General features: G+C 68.5%; 13 protein-coding genes. 2 read left to right on the forward strand and 11 right to left on the reverse strand.

All coding sequences use genetic code 11. The annotated features are described in order from the left end of the window. Positions 1 to 14: 14 nt before the first annotated feature. A complete protein-coding gene (locus tag EV137_RS32615) occupies positions 15 to 1,691 on the reverse strand; it encodes an alpha-amylase family protein (RefSeq protein WP_134132028.1) in 1,677 nt (558 codons plus the stop codon). A gap of 54 nt (positions 1,692 to 1,745) precedes the next feature. On the opposite strand from EV137_RS32615, the gene EV137_RS32620 reads away from it, so the two are divergent. Beyond that, positions 1,746 to 3,248, forward strand: coding sequence for an FAD-dependent oxidoreductase (locus EV137_RS32620; protein ID WP_134132029.1), 1,503 nt, complete (start codon positions 1,746 to 1,748; stop codon positions 3,246 to 3,248). A gap of 11 nt (positions 3,249 to 3,259) precedes the next feature. Here EV137_RS32620 and EV137_RS32625 read toward each other — a convergent pair whose 3' ends face one another. Then, positions 3,260 to 3,547 carry a hypothetical protein gene (locus EV137_RS32625; RefSeq protein ID WP_134005231.1) on the reverse strand — a complete coding sequence of 96 codons (288 nt, stop codon included), beginning with the start codon at positions 3,545 to 3,547 and terminating at the stop codon, positions 3,260 to 3,262. 220 nt (positions 3,548 to 3,767) lie between these two features. Between EV137_RS32625 and EV137_RS32630 the strand changes: the two genes are divergently transcribed. Further along, the gene (locus EV137_RS32630; protein WP_134132030.1) at positions 3,768 to 4,568 is read left to right on the forward strand and encodes an NPP1 family protein; all 801 of its coding nucleotides are present in this window, start codon (positions 3,768 to 3,770) and stop codon (positions 4,566 to 4,568) included. Positions 4,569 to 4,586: 18 nt separating this feature from the next. On the opposite strand, the gene EV137_RS41180 is transcribed toward EV137_RS32630, so the two are convergent. The 9 genes from EV137_RS41180 to EV137_RS32675 form a co-directional block, all read right to left on the reverse strand. Next, entirely contained in the window at positions 4,587 to 5,195 is a 609-nt protein-coding gene (locus tag EV137_RS41180) for a TetR/AcrR family transcriptional regulator (protein ID WP_202871249.1), read from the reverse strand. Further along, on the reverse strand, positions 5,192 to 6,124 hold the full coding sequence (locus EV137_RS32640; protein ID WP_134132031.1) for a GTP-binding protein LepA: 933 nt from the start codon (positions 6,122 to 6,124) through the stop codon (positions 5,192 to 5,194). Before EV137_RS32640 ends, EV137_RS41180 begins: the two co-directional genes overlap by 4 nt. Before the next feature lie 154 nt (positions 6,125 to 6,278). After that, positions 6,279 to 8,741, reverse strand: coding sequence for a X2-like carbohydrate binding domain-containing protein (locus tag EV137_RS32645; protein ID WP_134132032.1), 2,463 nt, complete (start codon positions 8,739 to 8,741; stop codon positions 6,279 to 6,281). Positions 8,742 to 8,802: 61 nt separating this feature from the next. Next, entirely contained in the window at positions 8,803 to 10,452 is a 1,650-nt protein-coding gene (locus tag EV137_RS32650; protein WP_134132033.1) for a carboxylesterase/lipase family protein, read from the reverse strand. A gap of 90 nt (positions 10,453 to 10,542) precedes the next feature. Then, complete coding sequence (locus EV137_RS32655) at positions 10,543 to 11,928, reverse strand: glucose-6-phosphate dehydrogenase (protein ID WP_202871250.1); 1,386 nt, start codon at positions 11,926 to 11,928, stop codon at positions 10,543 to 10,545. Positions 11,929 to 11,965: 37 nt separating this feature from the next. Continuing rightward, entirely contained in the window at positions 11,966 to 13,237 is a 1,272-nt protein-coding gene (locus EV137_RS32660; protein ID WP_238175718.1) for a hypothetical protein, read from the reverse strand. 54 nt (positions 13,238 to 13,291) lie between these two features. Further along, complete coding sequence (locus tag EV137_RS32665; protein WP_134132035.1) at positions 13,292 to 15,331, reverse strand: HelD family protein; 2,040 nt, start codon at positions 15,329 to 15,331, stop codon at positions 13,292 to 13,294. Positions 15,332 to 15,450: 119 nt separating this feature from the next. Further along, on the reverse strand, positions 15,451 to 15,843 hold the full coding sequence (locus tag EV137_RS32670; RefSeq protein ID WP_134005245.1) for an antitoxin YezG family protein: 393 nt from the start codon (positions 15,841 to 15,843) through the stop codon (positions 15,451 to 15,453). Positions 15,844 to 15,919: 76 nt separating this feature from the next. Next, on the reverse strand, positions 15,920 to 16,579 hold the full coding sequence (locus tag EV137_RS32675; RefSeq protein WP_134132036.1) for a DNA/RNA non-specific endonuclease: 660 nt from the start codon (positions 16,577 to 16,579) through the stop codon (positions 15,920 to 15,922). Positions 16,580 to 16,602: the final 23 nt, after the last annotated feature.

Here is a 16,602-nt window from a genome sequence, read left to right on the forward strand (position 1 = left end):
CCACGCGGGCCGAGTCACACCAGGTAGCGGTCGCCCGGGTGCACGATCCGGAGCCAGCGGCAGCCGTACGGCCGCAGCTCCAGCGACAGGGCACCGTCGTCGCCGACGTCCGTCGTACCGTTGTTCTCCAGCAGATCGATCGCACGCAGGCCGATGGCACTCCCGGCGACCGCCAGGCTGACTCGGACGGCCTCCGCGGCGAAGTTGTGAACGGCGACGATCGTGCCGTCCTCGTAGTCCGAGCGGTGCGCGAACACCGACTGCACTCCGGTCTCGAGGATCGTGCACGACCCCCACGACAACTCCGGGCACTCGCGGTACCGCCGGATCAGCAGCTTCATCCAGTTGAACAGGGACTCGGGATCACGCCGCTGTGCCGCCACGTTCACGTTCTCCGGGCCCAGCTCGCCCTCGACCATCGGGGCAGGCAGCCGGGACGGGTCGGCCGTCGAGAAGCCGCCGGACGGATCAGCCGTCCACTGCATCGGCGTCCGGACGGCGTGCCGGTCCTCGGCGGCGAGGTTCTCCCCCATGCCGATCTCCTCGCCGTAGAACAGCACCGGCGTACCCGGCAACGAGAACAGCAGGCTGTAGACCATCCGGAGCCGGGCCTGGTCGTTGCCCAGCATCGGCGGCAACCGGCGGCGCAGTCCACGGCCGTAGATCTGCATCTCCTTCTCCGACCCGAACGCGTCGAAGACTTCCTGCCGTTCGTCCTCGGACAGCTTGTCCAGCGTCAGCTCGTCGTGATTGCGGACGAACGTTCCCCACTGCGCCTCCTCGGGCGGGTCCGGCCGCTCCCGCAACGCCTTGACCAGCTCGGCCGGGTCGTTGCGGGCCAGCGACAGGTAGAGCCGTTGCATTCCGATGAAGTCGAAGCACATCGTCAGCTCGTCGCCGTCCTCGTCACCGAAGAAGCGCCGTACGTCGGGGTAGGGCAGATTGACCTCGCCGAGCAGGATCGAGTCTCCGTGCCGCCGCTGCAGGAACGCCCGCAGGTCCCGCAGGTAGTCGTGCGGATCCGGCAGGGCGGCCGCATCCTCGGCGCCGGCCGTGTCGATCAGGAAGGGCACCGCGTCCACCCGGAACCCGGACAGCCCGAGTTCTGACCAGAAGCCGACCACGCGCTCGATCTCCTCGCGAACCTCACGATTCGCGATGTCGAGGTCCGGCTGGAACTTGCGGAACCGGTGCAGGTAGTACTGACCCGCCTCCTCGTCGTACTGCCACAGGCTCGTCTCCTGTCCGGGGAAGACGATGCCCTTGTCCGCATCCGGCGGCGGCTCGTCGCGCCAGACGTACCAGCCCCGGTACGGCGACTCGCGCGACGCCCGCGCACTCTGGAACCACGGGTGCTTGTCCGAGGTGTGGTTGACCACCAGATCCGCGATCACCCGGATGCCGCGGTCCCGGGCGAGCGTGATCAGCTCGACCAGGTCGCCGTGGGTGCCGAGTCGTTGGTCGACGCCGTAGAAGTCGGCGATGTCGTAACCGTCGTCGCGGTCCGGGGTCGGGTAGAACGGCATCAGCCACAGGCACGTCACCCCCAGCTCGGCCAGGTGGTCGATCCGTTGGCACACCCCACGCAGGTCTCCCCGCCCGTCGCCGTCGGTGTCGAAGAACGTCTCGACGTCGAGACAGTAGATGACCGCGTTCTTCCACCAGACGTCTGCTGTTTCGGTCAGGCGCATGTCAGGCCCGGTACCCGACGGTTGGCGGAGTACACGCCCGGGAACCGGCGGGTCATGACGATTCAGAACTCGGTGTGGCTGGGCACCGCGAACCTGCCGCGGTACGACGTGCTCGATACCGATCAGGAGACGGACGTGCTCGTCGTCGGCGGCGGCCTGATCGGGCTCACCACCGCGATCTACCTCCAGCAGGAGGGCCTCGGCGTCGTCCTGCTCGAGGGTGGGCGCATCGGTACGCGAACCAGCGGCAACACCACCGGCAAGGTCACTTCTCAGCACGGTGCGATCTATGCCGGACTGCTGGACCGGCACGGGCGCGACAAGGCACAGCAGTACGCCACGGCGAACCAGGAAGCCGTCGACGGGGTCGAGGAGCTGGTACGCCGGCTCGGCATCGAATGTGAGCTCAGCCGCGGACCGTCCTTCGTCTACTCGACAGGTGACACCGACCTGGCGCGCGAGGCCGAGGTGGCGCGCGAGCTCGGTCTTCCCGCGCATCCGGCCGACCCGGCGGAGATGGGGTTACCGATCACCGCGGCGGCCGCTGTTCGCTTCGACGACCAGTTGCTCCTCCACCCGGCCCGCTACCTCGCCGGTCTGGCGACCGCCTTCAGCGCGGCCGGTGGACGGATCTTCGAGCAGTCACGGGTGACCGACCTGGACGGCAAGGGCGATGGTGTCGAGGCGCGGACGGCAGCCGGCCGCCGTGTCGTGGCCCGCCATGCTGTGGTCGCGACCTTGTTGCCGTTCGGCACGATCGGCGGGTACTTCGCGCGGAGCCGCCCGAACCAGTCCCACGGCATCGCCGTCCAGCTACCTGTCGAGGCGCCCACGGCGATGACGATCTCCGCCGACGCACCGACACGGTCCACCCGGCCCTGGCCGGGCGGTGGGCCGAGCGGCCTGATCGTGGTCGGCGCGAACCACGAGACCGGTGGGCAGGAGGACACCAACACGTCGTACCAGAGCCTTGTCGACTGGGTCGACGAGGTGTGGGGCACGAAGGTGCAGCCGGAGTACCGCTGGTCGGCCGAGGACTACAGCACCCCGGACCAACTGCCGTACGTCGGCAAGGCGCCGGGCTCGCCGGCCCTGATCGCGACCGGCATGCACAAGTGGGGACTCAGCAACGGAACCGTTGCCGCAGGCCTCCTTCGCGACACCGTGCTCGGCCGGGACAACCCGTGGAGCGAGGTGTTCGACGCCGGCCGGATCGGCGACGCGCGGTCGGTGGCGAAGCTCGTCCAGGACAACCTGAAGGTGGGCAAGGAGTTCGCGGCCGGCCATCTCCGCCGGCTGCTCGGCCCCGGGCTCGACCATGTGGAGGTCGGTGAAGGCGGCCTGTTCGACGTCGACGGCAAGACGGTCGGCGCGTACACGGATCTCGAGGGCCGGCTGCACACCGTCGTACCGGTCTGCACCCACCTCGGCTGCCCGCTGCGCTGGAACCAGGGCGACTCCACCTGGGACTGCAACTGCCACGGCTCCCGCTTCGCCCCCAACGGCGCCGTCCTGGACGGCCCGGCGACCAAACCTCTCGCAAAGCCGGAGGACTAGGGCCCCGGACTTCACACCCGGACGGCGATGGCGGCGATCAGGACGGACACCGCAACGCCGGAAAGGATGATCAAGGCAACGATCAGCAGCGGGCTCTCCGCCCGCGGCGGCTCGTGGCCGGCCCCGTCGACACTGTCGAGCTGATCGAACCGGTCGAGATCCGGCCCCCAGCCGAATGGCGGCGACAGTGGCCCACCGTCGCCGGTTCCTGGCAACGGGTGACCGACGTACGTCGGTATCGAGCCGTCGGGCAGCGCCGGCGGCGGCTGACCGAGACTGGCCTGATCCTCAACAGACACCTGTTCCTCCCGGTGACGCCCGCCGGTCGTTCCTCACGGTCTCCCCACGGCAGCAAGCGTCAGGTCCCACTCTGCACCACCGTCATCGAGCCTGGCACGTATCGATTTCCGCCGTTGACGGACCGTCGACCAGTAGTCACGTGAGGTATAGGCGGAAGTGGTTCCGCCCTGGCATTCTCGGATCGTTCCTTTCCGCCCTGAAGTAACAAAGGAGCGATCGATGCAGGATTCCGCCCCGCCTCCTCGACCACGAACCTTCCGCCGGACGCTCGGTGTCGTCCTCGGGACAACCGCCCTGATGGTGACCTCGGCCGCGATGGCGTACGCCGCTCCGCCGCCGAGCCTGCCGCAGAACGCCGGAGGGTACGAGCAGTCGTTCTCGCCGGCGTACGACTACGACACCGACGGCTGCTACGCCACGCCCGCGATCGGCGCCGACGGCACGCTGAACCCGGGCCTCAACCCGACCGGCGCTGTGAACGGCAACTGCCACGATCAGTCCGACCTCGACAACTCGCAGACCTATGCGCGCTCGAAGTGCAACAACGGCTGGTGCGCGATCGTGTACGCCAACTACTTCGAGAAGGACCAGGCGGTCCCCGGCAGCAGCCTCGGCGGCCACCGGCACGACTGGGAGCACGTCATCTCCTGGGTGAACCAGTCGACCAACCAGGTCGACTACGTGACCACGACCCAGCACTCCAGCCAGGTCACGTACACCCGTTCGCAGGTCCGGTTCGACGGTTCGCACCCGAAGGTCGTCTACCACAAGGACGGCGCCAGCACCCACTTCTTCCGGCTCGCCAACAGCAACGACGAACCGCCCGAGAACCACTACCACAACTGGCGATACCCGCCGCTGGTCGACTGGAACGGCTACCCCACTACGGCGCTGCGCGACACCCTGATGACCGCGGACTTCGGATCCGCAACGATCAAGATCACCGACAAGGACGACCGGTTCCGCAACCTGCTGAACGCGTCCAAGCCGTCCGGAATCCCCTTCGATCCCTGGGCTTGACCGGACCGGCGTGCGCGCTCACTCGTGGGCGCTCACGCCGTCCGTCAGCGACTCAGCGATCAGGTCGATCATCGCGGCATGCCGATTGGTCGCCGTCTCGGCCTGCCCGAGCGGCCCGAGAGCGACTGTGTCGAGGAACACCCGGCTGACCACAAGTTCCGCGGCCGCCTGCACCCGCGCAGGATCGGCCACCACGTCCTCGGCACCGGCCAGGACGCAGGCCACGGTCTCGGTCGCCTCCGCGAACAACTCGGCCGCCCGGGACGCGATCTCCGGTCTCCCCTGCGCTTCGCGGAACACGATGATCCGGGCCGCGCGATCGTGCTCCAGTTCCTCGGCCATCCTCGCCACGACCGCCCGCAACCGCCGCCGTACCGTCCGGCCGCGCGCCGTGGACCGCAGTACCTCACTGGGCGCCGGCCGCTCCTGCACCACCGCGAGCAGCAGATCCAGCTTGGTCGCGAAGTGGTAGAACACCAGCCCCGACGGTACGCCGGCCTCGGTCGCGATCCGGGCCGTCGACGTGGCGTCGTACCCGTGCTCGGCGAACAGCCGCTCGGCGGTCTCGATGATGAGCTGCCGTTTCGACGGTCGCGTCGCATGGCGCGTGTGCGCGGGAGCGGTCATGACCCTGCCGGTTGGGCGGCCGGCCAGATGTCACCTTTCCGTTCGGCTGCGAGCACGGCGGCTCGCTTCAGGGACTTGAAGACATAGTCCGGCACCCGCATCCCCTGCCGGTGCGCCCACATCAGCTCGTGCTCGGCCCGTCCGACCTGCCGCGCGTACTCGCGCAGTTCCGCCTCGCCGCCGTCACTCATCTTCAGCGCCTCCATCACGTTCCCGAAATCGGCCACCTGACGCTTGTTGTAGGCACCGACCACTTCGAACGTACGCTTCCGCAGCTCGCGCGTCAGCCATTTCTGCCATCCCGACAACTGGTCCCACAGCTGCTGCGCGGCCATCTGGTAGTACGCGAAGTGCCCCGGCTCCTGGCGGCGGATCGGCGCGATCACCGTTGCGGCGATGGCCCGCTCACCCAGCCCGACGAGCCCCGCATGGAACTTGTTGTAGGCGATGACCGCGGAACGCTCGGTGGCCAGCCCGGTCAGGTAGTAGAGCATCCGGCTGACGTCCTGGACGCCGGGCATCCGGCCGAGCGCGCCGAGGAACTTGAGGCTGAACGAGACGTCGGCCAGGTTCGGTTCGTGCGGCTGCACGCCGATCAGGTGCTGCAGCTTGTCGAGGATCTGCCCGTGGCGCGTCTCCTGCGGCATCCACACGTCGGCGTAGAAGTGCCGGTCGACCTCGGGCGGATCGGGCAGCAGGATGTTCAGTTCGAGCACGTTGCGCTCGACCTCGAGCTCGACCCGGGTCATGTAGGCCAGCACCGGACCGAACCGCTCGGCCATCAGGCCGGGCTTCTTCATCGAGTAGTCGACGCTGCCGAGCGGGATCGGCGGGTGCTCCTCACCGAGCCGATCGACATGGTCGGCCAGCCGGGAGTCTTCGCGCCGGCGGCCTCGCCGGCGCGCAACGGTCACATCGCTCAGCCACATAGGCGGCCCCCTCATTCATCCGACAGGGATGCGCGCTCGATCCCCCAGAGGCAAGCCTAACAAGTTACCTGACTGATCAGTCAGTCAGAGCTTGTGACCCCGGCAACAGAACAGCGGGTGGCGGCCCTCAGACCACCACCCGCTGCTGCCCGGTCTACTTCGCGAGCGTGTAGCGGATCGTGTCGTTGCGGAGTACGTCGCCGTTCACCTTGACGATGCGTACGACGTGTGGCGCGTTCTTCAGTCCGGTCGCGGAGAACACCGTCCGGTTCGTCACCCGGGTGTCGTTGTGCAGGTTCACCCGACGTACCAGCTTTCCGTCGACATACACGTCCGCGTCGCCCTGATCCGGTGCGAGCGCCGTACTCCAGTCGACACCGGTCCCGGTGAAGGTGAGGCTGACCGACGCACCGTCGGCCTTGGTGGCATGGATGTCGTCGCGGTAGTCACCACGGAACCGGACGTCGAGCGCCGTGTTGCCGACCGGCAGCGTCGCGAGGTACGCCTTGCTGATCGTCACCACGTTCCCGTCAACCGTGTAGTCGGTGCCCTTCACCAGATCCTGGCCCGCCTTCGAGATGCCGGCGAGTTCGCCCGGATCGCGTCCGAGCTGCACGCTGACATCGGCGGGCGCGTTCTTGTCGAACGCCGCGGTGTCCGGGTTCAGCAGGCTCTCCTGCCGGATGTTCAGCTTGTCGAGCAGCATGAACTGGCCGGACTTCTTCACACCGCGGATCGTGTGACTGCCGTTCGGCAGGTCCGAGACGCTGTAGACGACCTGCTGTGGTTTGTTGTGCCCCTGCGCCGGATCCAGGTACGTGCTCACCGTCTGCTTGAATTCGCCGTCGATGTAGATGTCGACGTCACCCTGACCCGGGTCGGTCTCGGTCACGTAGTCGACGCCGGTGCCGACGAAGCTGTACGAGAACGAGTCGCCGTTGCCTTCCGTCCACTGCACGTCGTCCTGGTAGTCGCCGAGACCCCGCCCGGAGCTGTAGTTCCAGTTGCCGGAATAGGCGATCTCCGGGCTGTTGTTGTTGACCTCGACGGTCCGGGTCGGGAGGTCGGCCGCCGCCGAAGACTTCGCGGACGAGTCCGTCACTCCGACGGTCAGCGCCTGCGAGACAGCGGGTACTTCGTAGTTGCTGTTGCGCTGCCACGCGCCGTCGTACGAGACCCGGAGGTCGTCGTCGTTCACGCTGATCGCGGCGCCCTTCTGCGGCGTGACCTTCAGCAGCCGGACGCCGTGGACCGGGACGTCCTCGGCGGTGAAGCTCGACGCGAACGTGCCGACATCCTTGCGGGCCCACAGGTCACGCACCTTGCCGGCCCCGTTCAGGCCGAGGTCGGCGAAGTTCACCGTCATGTCGGCGTCGGTCTGGCCGAGGTTGAACAAGGCAACGGTGTACGAGCTGTCCGGGTTCAGCGCGAACCACACCTGCCGATTCGTCTTCATGGACAGCGGGTGCGCCGGACGGCCGGCCTGGTTGACCGCGATCACCTCGCGGTTCGTCAGCAGTTCGAGGCCGTACGAGTCCAGCCTGGTCATGTCGTTGCCGATGTACATCGGCGCCGCGGACACGGCCCAGAGCGTTGCCGCCGTACGCCGTTCGTCCTGGGTAAGACCGTCCATCTGGCCGTTGCCGACGTCGAGCGAGTCGAGGTCGTTCCAGCCGCCCGGTCCCGCGTGCCGCCACCATTCGGCGAGCTTGGGGAACAACCGGTTGATGTTGGGCCAGGCGGTCAGCGCCGTACCCGTGCAGTAGCACTCGACGTCCCACTCGATCCGCCAGCCGTTGGCGTACTGCTTCCAGGTGTCGGCGTAGTTGATGTCCAGCGCCCACGACAGCTCGAGCCAGATGTTGTGCCGCTTCAGGGCCTGAGACCACGCCTTCACGTCGTCGCGGGCGTCCACCGACAGGTCGCTGATCCCCGAGCCCGGGGTGACGCTGTCGAACTTGAGGAAGTCCAGCCCCCACGAGCCGAACAGGTCCGCGATCGAGTCGATGTACTTCTGCGCGCACGGCTTCGAGAAGTCGATGCGGTAGCCGATGCCCCAGTAGTCGCCCTTCTGCAGCGGCAGCACCGGCAGGTCGCCGGTCGTGCAGCCCGGGGCGCCGTAGATCGGCAGCTTCGCGTCGATGACGGCCTTGCTGATGCCCGGGATCGTGTAGAGGCCCACCTTCTGGCCGTTGGCGTGGATGTGGTCGATGACCGCCTGCAGGCCGTTCGGGTAGAGCTTCTTGCTCGGCGTCGGCCGGCCGTACCCGTCGATGCCGTCGTTCCAGCCGGCGTCGATGTTGATGTACTCGTACCCGTACGGCTGCAGCTTCGCGTGCATCGCGTCGGACTGGGCGATCAGCTGATCCGCCGTGATCCAGCTGCCGCCGTTCGGGTTGTAGACCTGCATGCTGTAGCTGCTCCAGCCCATGTAGGGGTGCGCAGCCTTGTCCCCCGCCGGCCCTGACAGCTCGGTGGCGGAGGTCGTGGTGGTCACGCTCGTGGTAGCTGGTGCCGGTGCTGCTGTCGACGTACTCAAACCTGCCGGCAGCAGCCCGGCGACTACGAGCCCCGCAAGCGCGGCCCGCAACACCCTGCTCCGAACGGATCTGGTCATGGCGGTGACCTCTTCCCAGAGAACTCAGGAGAAAACCGAATCGGATAGGATATTGGGTCTATTACTTAACCTTGTCAAGATTCTGTGCGAAAGTGGCACAGTGATGACGCGCCGCGAAGTCCGTCGAGACCTGCGACACCGGCAGCTCCAGCGACAGGACCGTCCCGTTGTGGCCGGACGACGGCCAGCGCACCGCCGGCGTCGACGGGTTGCCGGTCGCCGCGAACTTGACCCAGGCAGCGCGCATCGAGTCCGCCAGCGCGGTCTGCTCCGCATTCAGCGCGGCCGGGAAGGGAGCGTTCGGAAGGTCGAACAGGTACCACATCTCGGAGCCGTGCGTCGCGACCGAGAGGAACCCCGGAGGCGCGAAGATGAACGGCGACGTGTCGTCGTTGAACTCATAGCCGTACGTCGGGACGTGGCGGGCGGTCCACTTGTTGACCTGAGCTGCACCACAGGCGAAAGTTGCGTCTCCGATCAAGGTGCCGAACGCCTTGTCAGGTGATGAATAGGCGGAGAGCGGGTAGTCGGCGGCGATGGCTGCGGCTTGGGCGGGTGTGATCCGGAGCGCGGTGGCGATGTTGCTCTCGTAGTTCGCCGCGGTGACCGGGCTGGTGTAGGGGACGTTGTACCCGCGGCTGACGACGCGACCGCCGAGCGTGAAGAGCGCTTCCTCGTCGTGGTTGCTGCCGTTGAGGATCGTCACGTGGTTGAAGCGGCCGGCGGCGAGCGCCGTACCGATCGACTCCTTCAGCACCGCACCGTCGACGACGCCCGGGATGAGGGCGGTCGCGGTCGAGATGTTGTCGACCAGCGTCTGCACCGGGACCTTCCGCAGGCAGTCCGCCGACTGGTCGGGGCAGCCGACCTTCGTGGCGAACTCCTCGCCGAACGTCTCAGCCTTGGCCAGCGGTTCCTGCTCCAGGGCGAACGCGCCGCTCTCCACGATCGCCCGCTGGAACAAGTCCTTCGAACTGCGGGAGGTGACGTGCGCGAGTACGGACAGGCCGCCTGCCGACTCACCGGCGATCGTGACATTGTGCGGGTCGCCGCCGAACTGGCCGATGTTGCGCTGCACCCAGCGCAGCGCGGCCTGCTGGTCCATCAGCCCGTAGTTGCCGGCCGGTCCCCCGGGGCTCGCCGCCAGCGCAGGGTGGGCGAGGAAGCCCAAGGCGCCGAGCCGGTAGTTGATGGTCACGACTACGGCGCCGGCCTTCGTCAGCTTCGTGCCGTCGTAGTTCGAGCCGGCGTCTCCGACCAGGCCGCCGCCGTGGATCCAGACCAGCACCGGGCGCTTGGTGAGCGAGTGCTGGGCCGGCGTCGAAACGTTCAGGTAGAGGCAGTCCTCGGACAACTGGGCAGGCGTCACCACGCTCGGTGCCTGCGGACAGCCCGGCCCGTACGACGTCGCGTCGCGCACGCCCTGCCAGCTCGCCGCGGGCTGCGGTGGCCGCCACCGGAGACTCCCGGTCGGAGCCGCGGCAAACGGCACACCACGGAACGAGTAGGTGCCGTCAACACTCACACCACGCACAGCACCGTTGCCCGTAGCAACAACCGGATCATGACCGGCGATGGAGGCCGTGGTGGTGGCCGTGGTGGTGGCGTTGGCTGCGGGCAGACTGCCGGAGCCGAGTGTCACGGCGGCGGCCGCGGTGGCAGCTACGGTCGCCGCCGCAGTGAGTAGGAGGCGGGGACGGATGGTTCTCACGATTTGAGTACCTCGTTCGGGGAGAGTGGTTGGTTACCGCAACCACTCTCCGGCCCGCGACCACCCGTCGCCCCAGGGAGAATCCCTGGTTCAGGCGGCGGACTCCCTGGGTGTCTGCCACTCGGCGGGGCCGTCGGACCCGGCCTCGTACTCCTCCAGCGGTACCTCATCGGTGTGCCAGGCGTCGATCACCGGCTCCAGGATCTCCCAGCAGCGCTCGGCGACGTCACCGCGCACCGAGAGCAGCGGGTCGCCGCGCAGGATGCCGTTCAGCACCTCGCCGTACGGGAGCACCGCCGACGACGGCAGCGTCGCGTCCAGGAAGACCTGACCCATCGTGTACGGGCCGTCGACGCCGAGCGCCGGGACGGACAGCGACAGCTCCCCCGGGTTCAGACCGATCCGCAGGGTCTCGCCGTCGCGCCCGCCGTGCAGGCCCGACGGCAGGTGCCGCAGCGGCTTGAACTTGATCACGATCTCCTTGCGCGCGGCGCCGAGCGCCTTGCCCGATCGCAGCGTGAACGGGACACCGGCCCAGCGGTTCGTGCCCACCTCGACCGTCACCTCGGCCAGCGTCTCGGTCTCGCGGGCCGGGTCCACGCCCGCTTCACCGGCGTACGGCGGAACCACGCGACCGTTCGCGATACCCGCGGTGTACCGGGCTCGCCGGCTCGCCTCGATCGCGGAGCCGCGATACAGGTGCGTACTGCGCAGGGCACGAGCCATCTCGCTGCGGACCTCGACCGCGTCCATCGTGGCCGGGGCGTCCATCGCGAGCAGGGCGAGGACGAGCAGCAGGTGGCTCTGGATCATGTCCACCAGCGCGCCCGCGTTGTCGTAGTACTGCGCGCGACCCTCCAGGCCGAGTGTCTCGTCGTACACGATCTCGACACTCTCGATGTGCTCGGCGTTCCAGACCGGCTCGAACAGCCGGTTGGCGAACCGGAGGCCGATCAGGTTCAGGACCGCGGTGCGGCCGAGGAAGTGGTCGACGCGGTGCACGTTCTCCTCGGGCACGAGCGAGCCGACCAGCTTGTTCAGCGCGGCCGCGGACGCGGCGTCGGTGCCGAACGGCTTCTCGAACGCCAGCTCGGTGCCCTCGGGGAGCTCGATCCGCTGGAGCGTCTCGACGATCGAGGTCGTCACGGCCGGCGGCAGCGAGAAGTACAGCACGGGCGCCGGACCGGCGAGCTCGAGGAGCGCGCGGAGGTGCGCCGGGTCCGTCGGGTTACCGGCGACGTACTGCGTGGTTGCCAGGGTCTCCGCCGCAACCGGACCGATCTCCCCTTGGGACTCGAACGCTGTCCGGACGCGATCCGTCCACTCGTCCGCCGCCAGCGGCGAGCGGCCGGTGCCGATGATCCGCACGGCGGTGGCGCGCGGGCCGGCGAGCAGACTGCCCAGGCCGGGTAGCAGCAACCGGGAGCTCAGGTCGCCGCTGGCGCCGAAGATGACGACGGTACGTTGAGTCAACACGGTCAAACTCAACCACGTGAGCGGCAACCGCATTCCCCTACCCGACGGTTGTCTCGAGGGATGGGTACGGCGTGTCCGGCAGGCCGAGGTTGCGCCAGACGAAACGCGGGACCCGGCCCAGGAAGCCGCGCAGGTACGCCGAGCAGAACGCGATCGCGGGCTGGCTGTGCTCCCCCGGCGTGAACCAGACCCAGTCCTCCACGATCCGGAACGGCGCGCCCGGTGCCGCCATCAGGTACTCCATCTGGCGCGGATGAATCACGTCGTAGGCGAACTTGGTGTCCGCCGCGGTGACCGCGAACCGATCGTTGAACGCCGCGCTCTCGAAGCTGATGCCGTTGCGGAAGAGGCCCTTCGGACCGACGCTGAGCTGGGGCATGCGGACCGGCAACTGGAAGCCGAGAATCGGCTCGGAGTGGCTTTCGACCACGGTCCGGGTCTGCGAGTTGCCGTTGCTGTCCGTGTAGGTCTCGGTGCGCGAGGTCTTCCAGTGGTGCTTGAACGCGACGAACGGCGGGCCGTCACCATCCCGCCCGCGGATCACCTCGTCGGTGCGGTGACCGTAACCGCCGCGGTTGACCGGCGTGTACTGCAACAGGCTGTCGTCGACGCCGATCCAGTACCAGTCCGGGTGGTGGTAGAACCGCAGCCGCGGCTCCGGCTCCGGCTGGATCCAGTGGTCGAGCGGCGTTGCGTCGATCGCCGCCGCGATCGCATCGAGCTGCTCGAGCCACGGGCCGAGCTGATCGAGGTCCTTGCGCGGTGGATTCAGTGCGACGACCTGGTCGCCGTCGACGCCGAGGTTCACGCCCGGCTGGCCGGTCGCCAGCGCGCTCAGCTGCACGCACAGCTCCGGGGTCATCACCTCCTGCGCGAAAGCCGGGTCCATCGCGCCGACCTGCCATCCCGGCCCGAGCTGCGGCGGGGCGACGACGCCCTGCGCGAGAACGCCGTACCGGGGTGCGGTCCGGCCGCCCGTGATCCACAGCTCGGGCAGCCGCCGCGACAACGTCACCATGCCGACCCAGCCCGACCAGTACGCCGACTTGTACTCGATCACCTGGAACGTGCGCCCGGTCGCCGTCCGCCCGGTGATCTGGTCATCGGGTTTGCGCACGAACCCGAGCCCGAACGGCGGATTGCTCAGCCGGGCCACCGCGTCGAACGTCGGGCTGTTGACGAAGCTCCAGCCACGCTCCCGGATCGATCCGATGTACCGCTGCCGGCGGACGAGCGCGACGATCCCCCACACGATCGCAGCCACGGCCAGCAGCAGCGCGAGCACCATGAAAACGATCAAACTGCTCACGTAGGCCTCCCCGATCCGGCTGCTTGCACACCGGACGATAGCGCCGGGACAGGATCAGGTGAGGGCAGCCGGCAGCGGTTCGGCGTGGACGATCTGCAGGCGGCTGACCGCTCGCGTGAGGACGACGTACAAGCGGTGCAGGCCACGGGGCTCGGCGGCGACGATGTGCGCCGGCTCGGCGACCACGACCGCGTCGAACTCCAGGCCCTTGGCCAGCGTGGCCGGCACGCACACCAGGCGCACGGTGTCGATCTCGTCCTCGGTCTCGCCGATCAGGGCCACTTCGAGTCCGGCCGCCGCGATCGCGTCCCGCAGTGCCACGACCTGGTCGTCCGCCGCGATCAGTGCCACCGAACCCTCGCCCGCGAGCGCCGCACGACATTCGGCCACCACCTGGTCCGCGAACGTGGACGCGTCGGCCGGCACGATGCTCAGCGCGTCGGCGACCGTTCGTACGCCGCTCGGTGTGCCGAGCGTCGGCGCGATCTCGGGCAGCAGCTTCGCCGCGAAGTTGATGATCTGGGCCGGCACCCGGAACCCGCGGTCGAGCTCGGCCACAACGCCGTCGCCCTTGTCCAGATGACCGAGCACACGGTCCCAGGGACCGGCGGCCCACGGCGTCGTCGCCTGCGCGAGATCACCGAGCACTGTGGCCGATCCTGTGCGGCAGCGCCGGCCGAGCGCCCGCAACTGCATCGCCGACAGGTCCTGCGCCTCGTCGAGGACGAGGTGCCCTAGCGAGCCGGTACGCCGCTCGATCAGGTCCTCGAGCTCGTCGAGCAGGACGGTGTCCGCGAACGACCACTTCGCCGACTTCCACGAGCGCGCCGGCTTCGGCCACAGCAACGCCGTACGCTCCTCGGCTGTCAGGTCGGTGGCCGCGGCGGCCAGGAAGTCCGCGTCCGAGAAGAGCCGGTGCAGGACCTGCTCGGGGAAGACCCGCGGCCAGACCGAGTCGAGGACGTCCTTCACCGGCTTCGAGCGCGCGACCGCGTTCTGCACGCGGTCGTCCGGCGATTCGGCGCGCTCCTCCATCCGGACCAGCACGACGTGCGCGATCCGCTGCGCGAGCGCGTTCCGCCCAGGCGCGTACCGGGTCGACTCGCGCAGGTCCGACACGATGTCGACGACTTCGTAGTCGTGCACTCGGTAGCGCCGAGACCCCTTGCTGTAAAGGACTCCCTCGGTCGGCGTACCGACGTACGACCACAGCGCACGGCGCAGTACGTCGGCCATCCGCGCGTCGCCTTTCAACCGCGCCGCCTCCGTGGCGTCGGTGGCCGCGGTGGGGCGGGTGAGCAGCTCGTCGATCGTGATCTGCCGGACGTCGACCTCGCCCAGCGCGGGCAGGACCTTGCGGATGTACGAGAGGAACGACCGGTTCGGGCCGACGATCACGACACCGCCGCGGCCGAGTCGTTCGCGTTCGGTGTAGAGCAGGTAGGCGACGCGGTGCAGACCAACCGCCGTCTTACCTGTGCCGGGTGCGCCCTGCACGCAGACACTCGGATGCAGGGGCGCGCGGACCAGGTCGTCCTGCTCGGGCTGGATCGTGGCCACGATGTCGCGCATCGGGCCGGTGCGCGGGCGTTCGATCTCGGACCGCAGGAACTTGTCCGCCTGACCAGAATCAACACCGCCCTCGACGCCGCCGATCAACGGCTCGTCCTCGAACCCGGTCAGGTCGGCGTGATCGGAGAAGCCGTACCGCCGTCGCATCACCACCCGCCGCCGGTCGCTGGCGGTCGCGCGGTAGAACGGCACCGACACCGGCGCGCGCCAGTCGATCACCAGCGGGACGCCGGAGCCGTCGTGGACATGCCGGCGGCCGATGTAGATCTGGTCCAGGTCCTCGATCGTGCCGTGCTCATAGTCGAGCCTGCCGAAGAACAGTGGTACGTCGGGCAGGTCGAGGAGCGCGTGGGTGCGCATCTCCTTGGCCCGCTGGTTGGCCTCGTTGGTGAAGCGTTCGTCGTTGTCCTCGCCGCCGATGACCTGGACGTCGCGGTCCACGACCTCGGCGTACATCTTGCTGAGTGCGGTGCGGGCGGTGGCGAGAAAGGCGCGTTCGGACGCCAATTCAGGTTCGACCATCGGTGAGAGCCTCGAATCGTGAGCTGGGTCCCGCCCCGGAGCAGATCCATCCGGTTCGATTCGATCCCGAAAAGACAGACCGGCGACGCTACCACCGAGGCCGGTGGCCTGCCACCGATTTATCTGAGCCAGTCGGGCGTGTGCTCGGCGTCCCGGGGGAACGCGGCCAGATCGGCCGGGTAGATCGCCCGGTCGACAGCAATCGACCACGCCGGTTCGTGGTCGTAGTCGAAGTCGGTCGCGAAGTGCCCGGTCGAGGTCACCGTGACCTTCGCGGTGAGCCAGGTGCCCTTGCCCGGCTGGTACATCGACCGCCGCAGCTCCTCGAAGTGATCCTCGAGACCTTCGGGCAACGGGTCCAGCTGGGTCTCCCCCGACGGCAGCACCACGTCCGCATCCAGTTCGGCGTACGACGTCGTTGCCCGGTAGACCGCGCTGACCTCACGCCACCCGGCGGGCAGATCCGCGACCAGGGCGCGGGCGATCGTGTCGATGATGCCGATCTCGCTCATGCCTCCGCCTCGCTGCGCTCGTCTCCGGCATGAGCGAGATGCTCGGCTCTACCCATTGTTCGCTCGCTGCGCTCCCTCATGCACGCTCCCGGGACGACACCGGCTTGGTCTCTCTGAAGATACGCCGGGGTGAGTGCTTGCCGTCGTGCCGGTCCACGACGGTGCGGGAGGACGGCCGGTCCGTCGTACTGTTCGCGTGGCGGACGTCGATAGCGGCGTGCACCTGGATGCCGGAGGCGCGCATCGCCTGCCAGGTCTGCTCCATCGCGCGCCAGTTGTTGCTTCCGGCGCGCGCCCGGTTCTGCTCCTGCGACTGCGCGGTGAGGTTGATCGACTCCCCCGGACCGTCGAACACCGTCGCGAACAGGTGACCGCCGTCGTCGGTGCGTTGGCGATCGGGCTCGCCGGCCTCCCGTTGCGCGGACACGTTGCGCCGCTCGTCGTTCTGGTCGGCCGGCAGCCAGCCCAGCCAGCCCTCGGCATGGGTGACCCGCCCGGCCTTGTCGGTCGTGTACAGGTACCGGTCGTCGACGACGTACACGGCCGACGGCTCGGGGTTCATCAGGTCGGTGTTCCAGTGGCCGACCCGCCCGGACTGTTCCTTGTGCACCGGCAGCCCGGCGTACTTCTCCGGCACCACCGGTACGTCGCCCGGGCCGTAACCGACGGCGCGGACGTCGGCCGGATCGGCGGATTGCTCGATCCGGGCCGACGCCCGCGACGGTAGTTCAGGCATACGTTCTTTCTACCGGCTGAAGG

Source organism: Kribbella pratensis, from assembly GCF_004366075.1.
In the GTDB taxonomy this organism is placed as follows: Bacteria; Actinomycetota; Actinomycetes; order Propionibacteriales; family Kribbellaceae; genus Kribbella; species Kribbella pratensis.

What these genes read in the sequence shown, in the direction of transcription:
- EV137_RS32615 (WP_134132028.1), bottom strand. Translation starts at nt 1,691, where the DNA reads ATGCGCCTGACCGAAACAGCAGACGTCTGGTGGAAGAACGCGGTCATC.
- EV137_RS32620 (WP_134132029.1), top strand. Translation starts at nt 1,746, where the DNA reads ATGACGATTCAGAACTCGGTGTGGCTGGGCACCGCGAACCTGCCGCGG.
- EV137_RS32630 (WP_134132030.1), top strand. Translation starts at nt 3,768, where the DNA reads ATGCAGGATTCCGCCCCGCCTCCTCGACCACGAACCTTCCGCCGGACG.
- EV137_RS41180 (WP_202871249.1), bottom strand. Translation starts at nt 5,195, where the DNA reads ATGACCGCTCCCGCGCACACGCGCCATGCGACGCGACCGTCGAAACGG.
- EV137_RS32640 (WP_134132031.1), bottom strand. Translation starts at nt 6,124, where the DNA reads ATGTGGCTGAGCGATGTGACCGTTGCGCGCCGGCGAGGCCGCCGGCGC.
- EV137_RS32645 (WP_134132032.1), bottom strand. Translation starts at nt 8,741, where the DNA reads ATGACCAGATCCGTTCGGAGCAGGGTGTTGCGGGCCGCGCTTGCGGGG.
- EV137_RS32665 (WP_134132035.1), bottom strand. Translation starts at nt 15,331, where the DNA reads ATGGTCGAACCTGAATTGGCGTCCGAACGCGCCTTTCTCGCCACCGCC.
- EV137_RS32670 (WP_134005245.1), bottom strand. Translation starts at nt 15,843, where the DNA reads ATGAGCGAGATCGGCATCATCGACACGATCGCCCGCGCCCTGGTCGCG.
- EV137_RS32675 (WP_134132036.1), bottom strand. Translation starts at nt 16,579, where the DNA reads ATGCCTGAACTACCGTCGCGGGCGTCGGCCCGGATCGAGCAATCCGCC.